Genomic DNA, 4,500 nt, shown 5'->3' with positions numbered 1-4,500 from the left:
TTCTTCCGGAAGATATCAAACAGCGGCTGAAAAAAATATTGAAAAGTCAAATCGTTTTATCCATAAAAAACCATCCCGATGCCTGGCAATTCAAAAAATTGTCCATTCGCAGACCGCATCCCAATTTATCGATTTACGATGAAAATCCAGAAACTGAATTCACCAGTCATCTTTCCGCCGGAGAATGGCGCGTGCTGGCATGGTTGGAAAAAGAAAATTTCAGCTACGACGTTGTGAGCGGTTTTGACCTCCACCACGCTCCCGAGCTGCTGCGCCATTACAACGCTGTTATTTTGAACACTCATTGCGAATACTGGTCTAAAGAAATGTTTGAAGGTTTGACGAAATTTCACCGCAATGGCGGCGCAATTCTGAACATTTCCGGCAATTCTATCTTCCGGGAAATAGAATTTTATCCGGAAGGCGATCTCCATTGCGTCAGTCTGAGCTTCAATTATTCTGTCGCCGACGAATCGCAAATCCTTGGCGTGCGTTTTGACATGCGCGGCTATCAGACGAGAGCGCCATATCAGGTCATTCAGCCGGAGCACTGGATTTTTGCCGGCACAAATCTCAAAAAAGGCGATTTGTTTGCTGAAAAAAGTCTGAACCAACCCGATGCAAATGATTCCGAAAACAGCGGCTATGATGCGACAAAACCAGGCATTCAAATTGAGAAAGAGTCGCACGGTGACGGCGGTTCCGGCTGGGAAACGGATAAAATTACGCCTACGGCTCCCGAAGACGTATTATTGCTGGCAAAAGGCAAAAATCCTGGCAACGGCGGCGCTGACATGATAATCCGCGAGCCGAAAAATGGCGCGGGCCTGGTATTTTCGGTATCGTCCATCGCCTTTGGCGGCTCACTTTTGATTGATCCGGTGAGTTCGCAGATCGTGAGAAATGTTTTGAAAAAAGTGCTGCCTATTGAGAAAAAATAAAAAAAACCCGACTCGCTGAAATATTTACCACGAATCGGGTTATAAATTTTTCCCGCAACTTACTTGCCGACTAACCTCCCACAAATTCCGCCTGGACATTTTCCGGCGGCTGCGGCGCTTGCTGCGACTGTCCTTCAAATTCATAAGCGCCCATGTCCCAGCCATTTCCCTGAGGTCTGGTGACGCGATTTTTATCTTTATTGTAAGAAGAACCCAGATCAACGCCGTGGTCGATGGCGGGAGAATCTGACAACAGCTCAAATTTCTTTCTACTCACGTCTTCCAATTTCGGATCGCCGTAAATGCCGTGCGGCTCAAATCCCATGTTTCGCCACTGAGACCAACTTTTGCCGCTGCCATCCCGTTCCGCTGGCACTGAAGAAGACGGCGCGTAATAAATATTGTAATCATAATTTGCAAGATTGGAAACAGAGCCTTCCACGCGCATCACGGTCCCGCCGGATTGGTAGCACACAAGAACGTTATTTTTCACTTTAGCATTCGGACTCCCGTCCACGCGAATGGAGCCCCAGCCGCTGCCATAGAGTGTATTGTGGTAAGCAAGCAAAGTAGCGCTTCCATCGTCCAAATTCCGCAGCGCAATCAAACTATTTTTCGTATGAGGCCCGTAAATGACATTGTTGTAAATCTTGATCGTCCCTGTTGATGAAGTACAATAAATTCCCTGAGCATTGGAGACTTTGTTATTGTCCTGTTCGATGTAATTATTGTAAATAGTAATATTCTCATCTCTGTACATTTGAATGCCATCGTTGTGCTCGTCCGGATGTCCGTTACTGATGACAATTTTATTTCCAAAATAAGAATTGTTTCTATTTAGCTCCGAATAAATGCCGTCAGTCTGCGCCGCGATGTAGTCGGGAGTAGTGATGTTGTTGTATTTGACTTTGCAGTTCGAGGTGCCGCGCAAATAAACGCCGCCGTGGCCTGTAACGTAAATGTCGTTGTTATCAATGACAGCGCCGCTGCAGTAGCGGACTTTGATCGCACCATTGCCAGTGCAATTTTTCACGACGAGATTCTTGACAATAATATAATCTACACTTTCCACTCGAACGCCAAATTCTCGGCTGTTCTGGCCGTCAATTATCACGTCGCCGTTGTGTCCGGATGTCTGTCCCTTGGTAATCGTAATCGGATTGCTGGATGTGCCGTCCGCGCCGACATCGAGAGATTCGTAGTAAGTTTTTGAGCTACTTCCACCGGAGATGTAAATCGTGTCTCCCGGTTTGACATTGCTCCAATTGATATCAGAAAAACTGCGCCAGGCATTGGCCCAGGACGTACCATTATTGCTGCCGGACGCGTTTTTGTCCACGTAAAAATCCGTTGCCAACAGCGGCACTGCTATTAACAGGCAGACAAATGTTGCCATTATTTTAATCATCGTCCGCTTCATAATTTCACTCCTTGATTTTTTCACCAACCGCACACTTTCCCCACCAAAATTTATTTTAATAACAAAATTCGTTTCACGAAAATGGACTTCCCTGCTGTCATGCGAATAAAATAAGTCCCGCTCGCCAAGTCAGCATTTTGCGCATCCTTCCCATTCCACTGAATCTGGTAACTTCCTGACTGGAAATTTTCATCCACTAAATCGCGAACTTTTTGTCCCTGCAAATTGAAAATTGCAACCATTACCCCTGTGAATTCCGGCACGCCAAATCTGACCACTGTCGTTGAATTGAACGGATTCGGAAAATTTTGACTCAGATAAAAATTTTTGGGAATTTCAACAGCAGCGGACTTCACTTCGCTGAAAAATTCTCCGCCTGTCCGATTTTTGGTTACAATATAGTAAAAATAATGTCCGCTGGTTAAATTTCGATCAACAAATTGTAACCGATTCCCATTCATCGCCGGATTGAATGCCACCGTTTGCAACGGTGTAAAATTTTCCCTATCCCCATCGCTGCGAAAGATCTGAAATTCCCACTCTCTCTCATTCTTGCGCACAAGCCAGTTCAGAGTAACTTCTTTTTCTGCTGTCTCAACTGCAAACTCGCCAAACGGCGCATAACTATCAGGGATGAACAAATCTGCCAATCGTGAGAAAGAACTTTCATTTCCGGCCGAATCCACCGAAGTTACTGCATATAAAATTTCAACATTAAAAAACAATTGCTTATCAACATAAACCGTGTCCGGATGTTGCGTTTCACCCGCCAACTGAAAATTTGACTGCCAGCTTGCTTTTCGATAAATGCGGTAGCTGTGAATGTTGTTGCCTTTCGGAATATTCCAGGTCAAACGCACTTTTTGCGCCGCCGCATCACTCGCAATGGCAAAAAGTAACAAAACGCAAGCCAGTAATTTGAGCACCGTTTTTCTCATCCTCAATAGAGCCCATGCTTCCCCCCGTTCAAAATTCGCCGCCGTTTCAATCGTCGCCGTTACTGCAATTTACGTTCCATGGTGGTCAGCAAAGATGAGGAATTTTCGATCACATCAAAAAATTGTCAATATCCAGATTGCAAAGAACAAATGAAATAAATTTATCGTTTTATTTGAGAAATACCATCCGCCGCGAATCTTGGAAATGTTTTGTCTTCATGCGATATACATAGTTTCCGCTGGGAGCGACATTTCCCCAATTATCCCGACCGTCCCATTTAATCTGGTAGGCGCCCGGCGCTTTGTCTTCATCGAGCAGCACTCTCACTTCTTGCCCCATCATGTTGAAAATTTTGATTACAACATGATCCTGCTGCGGCAACTGAAATTTGATTGAAGTTTCAGGATTGAATGGATTGGGGAAATTATTCAACAGCGCGTATTCTTTCGGCAACTCGCGGAACTGCCCGGAGGTAATAACAACAGTAGCAAAACCCTGCTGCGGGTCTTCTGCATTGATGCGGTAACTGTTTAATTCAACTTGAGTTGACGAATTATTGTTCCCAATCACCTCAAATACTAATTCCAGATACTCGCCGCTATCTACAATCGGTTCCACACCAAAGCCACCGATAATGACTTTGCCCGGTTCAGTATCATTGAGAAAAATTTGAAATTTCTGGCTCAAATCAGTTTGCTCAAAACCGATGAAGCGCAATGCCTTGTAATCATAGCTGACATTAATATCAAAGGACAGAATCTCTCGATCGCCTTCGGAAATGAACGGAATGCGCACTTTGTCACCCACTTCTTTTTCCTGATCCTGCAAGTAGGAATAAATCTTTGGGACATTTGATTTAGGCAAATAGCCGCCTGGCTGCCAATTTCCATCCACATCGCCAACAATAGTGCCATTGAAATCCTGGTACAAATAGCTGGAATCAAGATTTACGTAATGCCTGTTTTCCGGGGCAAAAGCCCAGTCGCCGATTTTGCTGTGTGAATTAGCCAATCCGACTGCGTATTGGGCAATCAACGACGCATCAAACATCTGCACTTCGTTATTTTGATCGGCGTCCGCAGCGATGCGCGTAATTTGCGATGTATCGGGGATCAAATTTAGCGCCAGGCGCGCTGTGATTGCCGCATCATAACTCAAAATGAAACTTTGATCAAACTCGCCATCTTTAGTGGCGAGCGT

At 45.0% G+C, this 4,500-nt stretch carries 4 protein-coding genes; 1 reads left to right on the top strand and 3 read right to left on the bottom strand.

Annotated elements, in window-relative coordinates:
- Positions 1-941, top strand: a 941-nt coding sequence (locus GXO74_06485) for a ThuA domain-containing protein (GenBank protein NOZ61311.1), incomplete at its 5' end; no start/stop codon positions are given.
- Between the two features lie 70 nt (positions 942-1,011).
- Here GXO74_06485 and GXO74_06480 read toward each other — a convergent pair.
- The 3 genes from GXO74_06480 to GXO74_06470 form a co-directional block, all read right to left on the bottom strand.
- Positions 1,012-2,361 (bottom strand): hypothetical protein, encoded by a 1,350-nt coding sequence (locus GXO74_06480; protein ID NOZ61310.1) that lies wholly within the window; start codon positions 2,359-2,361, stop codon positions 1,012-1,014.
- Between the two features lie 50 nt (positions 2,362-2,411).
- Entirely contained in the window at positions 2,412-3,287 is an 876-nt protein-coding gene (locus tag GXO74_06475; protein ID NOZ61309.1) for a T9SS type A sorting domain-containing protein, read from the bottom strand.
- Positions 3,288-3,468: 181 nt separating this feature from the next.
- A partial coding sequence (locus GXO74_06470; GenBank protein NOZ61308.1) for a T9SS type A sorting domain-containing protein occupies positions 3,469-4,500 on the bottom strand: 1,032 nt, incomplete at its 5' end.

The sequence above is a fragment of the Calditrichota bacterium genome (genome assembly GCA_013152715.1).
In the GTDB taxonomy this organism is placed as follows: Bacteria; Zhuqueibacterota; Zhuqueibacteria; order Thermofontimicrobiales; family Thermofontimicrobiaceae; genus 4484-87.
Note: the sequence above shows the minus strand (reverse complement) of the source record. Positions and strands in the feature narration are given on the sequence as shown.

Bases quoted from the DNA above. Each gene is read 5' to 3' on its own strand.
- GXO74_06480 (NOZ61310.1), bottom strand. From the start codon at position 2,361: ATGAAGCGGACGATGATTAAAATAATGGCAACATTTGTCTGCCTGTTA.